The following is a 2,551-nucleotide window of genomic DNA, read 5'->3' as shown; positions in this document are numbered from 1 at the left end:
GCTCGGTGTACTGCTGGGCTTCCTGAAAAAGCTGCTGGTCATCCTGCAGCAGGATTTGAAATACCCGGTACTTGCTCAACTGGCTGTGCAGGTCCATCAGGCAACCGTTCAATTCCCACCAGATACCACGGTCCTGTGTACTCTCGTACTGCTTGGCCAAGGACTGAATGTGCTGAAGTCGGTCATGGAGAGGGGCATACTCCCTGGGACCCAGGTTCAAAATATCCGTGGTCAGTTCCCCGGCATCAAACAGTGTTCCACCGTATTCGATTGTGCTGCCGTGAATGTAAAATACGATATTTCCATCCAAAGAACATCACCACCACCGAAAATTGTCCCACCTGGAAAATAATTGGTCACACCTTTTTCTCAGTCTAACAAAATCTCCGACACAATACAAGCAGAAGGGCATCAGCACCATCGCTGGTGTCCTTACTTTTTTGCAAAGGGGAATTCGAAATGAAGCAATCCATGTACAAGCACTACGACGAACTGCCGCTGTTTCTCAACTCAGAGACGGTGGCAAAAACATTAGGTGTCTCACCATCCAGTGCATACGAGTTGATGCACGAACCCGGCTTCCCCATGCTGCGCATCGGCAATCGCATGGTGGTACCCAAGGAACAGTTCATCCAATGGGTGGTGGAACACACGGAAGGAGGTGAACACAACTGAATTTGTCTTTGTACCAGCGTGATCCGAAGCGGCATCGCTTCTCAATCCCCAATGAAATCTGGAAGTGGGGGTTGAAACCTCAGGCCTTCGCTATCTTCACCTATCTCTGCTATCTCCACACCCACAACAAAAAATCTGTCCCTCCCAGCGCAGACGAGATCGCGTCCAAACTGCACATGAGCAAAGAAATGGCCGCAGAGCAACTCATGAACCTCAAACAACGTGAACTGCTGGATCAACATCTGGTTTCAGTGTGCAGGAACACCGGGAAGAATTTCTTCTCTCTGCCCAACGAATTGTTCTTTCTGCATCTCGGTCACGGAGCCATCACCGTCTACGCCTATCTGCTCTACTGTGAAGATCGACGCACCCACCAGTGTCATCCCAGCTACCGAACCATTGCCTCGGCGGTACATCTCACGGTAGCCACTGTCATGAAACACGTCGCAAAACTGGAGGAGAAACAGCTCATCGCTGTGGAACACACCAGCTACCTGGACAGCCACGGCATGAAATGGAACGGCAACAACCAGTACACCATCCTCCCAATCCAAATAACGTTGGACTGCTACTACCAGCAGCAGATGGACCAGCTGGATGAACAGCGAAAGTGGCATCAGGCACAAAAACACCTGGGACGTAACCCAGAGAAAGCCCCGTGTGCCCCGCTGTAAGGGGCTGTGTGCCCGATTGCAGCGTAGAGGAAGCCCTGCCCCACCCCAGTCGGAGAAAGGCCAAATTTGCCCCTTTTGGGCGGAAAGCAGGGATATGGAGCCTGGACTAACGAGAAGCAGGGGAAAGACACGACGCTCCTTGTGCGCCGTGTCGGTCACAACTGCCCGCAGTGCGGGCAGTTTCAGGCTTTTCAAAGGGCGTTCCTTTGGGCGAAAAGTTCGGAGAGGAACGCTCTGTTGGGGACGAGCCTTACAGTCCCAAGGAATTCAAGATAGTTTCGAAGCGAAAGGAGACTAATCATGGTCAAAGGAAAACAGAAAACAACCGTCTTTTTCACCCCCTCTGTGAGGAGGAAAATCGAGGACACCTACCGGAGTGATAACTGCAAGAGCCAGAGCGAGTTCATCGAAAAAGCCGTGGAGTTCTATCTGGGCTATCTGAACACCAAGAATGCCGGTGCCTTCCTACCCGAGGTGCTCTCCACCATCCTCATCGGCACCATGGATGACTTTGCACAGCGTATAGGCAGGTATCTCTACAAGGTGGCGGTGGAACAAAATCTGTGCAATCACATTCTCACTGCCGACACCGACATGGATCAGCGAACCTATGAGCTTATGCGTGGCCGGAGTGTGCGGGAGGTAAACAGCACCAATGGCCGCATCAGCTTCAAGGAAGTGCTGGACTTCCAGAAGTCCGTGTGATCTATGTGAGCGTGTAAAAATCTGTGTTGCGATACAAAGATAAAATAGTCTCGGTCGACCACGAGGAGGAGCAGCTGAGCTGAGGTATGAGCATGGATGGATGGTAACCACAACGCCTAAAATAGCACACTGTCACCAAAGAAAACGCCCCGAGGAAATTGGCCCGGAGCAAATGATAACAGTTTGATAATTGTGGTAAAATCCACTGGCTATTCTCTTCATATTTCGGTATTGTGTGTTGCTGATAAGGAGGCAGCACACATGAACGACTATATGAAAGCCCTGCACCAGCGGTTCTTTCGAAAGCCAAATCTCACCGAACTGGAGAAGGAAATTGAAACTGCCCGTCAGGATGTGCGGGACTGCCTGGACAAAGCACAGCGGCGCAGGCTCATGGACCTGGTAGATGGACAAGCCCTGCTACGGGAAGAAATTTCCCTGGCCAGCTTCACCGCAGGATTCAAACTGGCCTGGGGAATTACAAAAGAACTGGAGGC

Annotated in this window: 5 protein-coding genes; 4 read left to right on the top strand and 1 reads right to left on the bottom strand. The window is 51.4% G+C overall.

Features of this window, described 5'->3' with window-relative positions:
* Nucleotides 1-310 (bottom strand): hypothetical protein (locus tag E0L15_RS12040; protein WP_168125789.1); only part of this gene is annotated, 310 nt, incomplete at its 3' end.
* 149 nt (nt 311-459) lie between these two features.
* Between E0L15_RS12040 and E0L15_RS12035 the strand changes: the two genes are divergently transcribed.
* From E0L15_RS12035 to E0L15_RS12020, 4 genes are all read left to right on the top strand, one after another.
* Nucleotides 460-675 (top strand): helix-turn-helix domain-containing protein, encoded by a 216-nt coding sequence (locus E0L15_RS12035; protein WP_168125787.1) that lies wholly within the window; start codon nt 460-462, stop codon nt 673-675.
* Nucleotides 676-746: 71 nt separating this feature from the next.
* Entirely contained in the window at nt 747-1,349 is a 603-nt protein-coding gene (locus E0L15_RS12030; RefSeq protein WP_168125786.1) for a helix-turn-helix domain-containing protein, read from the top strand.
* A gap of 300 nt (nt 1,350-1,649) precedes the next feature.
* Nucleotides 1,650-2,054, top strand: a complete 405-nt coding sequence (locus E0L15_RS12025; protein WP_087257294.1) for a hypothetical protein — start codon at nt 1,650-1,652, stop codon at nt 2,052-2,054.
* Between the two features lie 261 nt (nt 2,055-2,315).
* A partial coding sequence (locus tag E0L15_RS12020) for a hypothetical protein (protein ID WP_168125784.1) occupies nt 2,316-2,551 on the top strand: 236 nt, incomplete at its 3' end.

The organism is Pseudoflavonifractor sp. SW1122, assembly GCF_012027765.1.
In the GTDB taxonomy this organism is placed as follows: Bacteria; Bacillota; Clostridia; order Oscillospirales; family Oscillospiraceae; genus Enterenecus; species Enterenecus faecium.
The sequence above is the reverse complement of the archived record's forward strand: the minus strand, read 5'-3'. Positions and strand labels throughout refer to the sequence as shown.